The following is a 255-nucleotide window of genomic DNA, read 5'->3' as shown; positions in this document are numbered from 1 at the left end:
CGTATAAGAGCCTTCAGGACGCTCCAGCTCACGTGCAGCAATCAATTGTTCGAGCTCACCCAGGATCGCAAAACGATCAGCTTGGTTGCCCACTTGTAGTTCCTTTGCTTCTGCTCCAGGCAGTTCATTGGAAAAACAGCTATAGGCTCCTGTATGGCAAGCAGGACCGTTCGGTACAACCTGCACAACGAGTGCATCACCGTCACAATCATAGCTCATGGAAACGATCCGTTGTGTATTGCCGGATGTTCCGCC

The 255-nt window shown here is 51.4% G+C and carries 1 protein-coding gene; it reads right to left on the bottom strand.

Going from position 1 to position 255, the window contains the following annotated elements:
* On the bottom strand, window positions 1-255 hold a 255-nt coding region (locus SB775_RS31525), incomplete at both ends, for a phosphoribosyl-AMP cyclohydrolase (protein ID WP_410865219.1).

Source organism: Peribacillus sp. SIMBA_075 (genome assembly GCF_046534585.1).
Note: the sequence above shows the minus strand (reverse complement) of the source record. Positions and strands in the feature narration are given on the sequence as shown.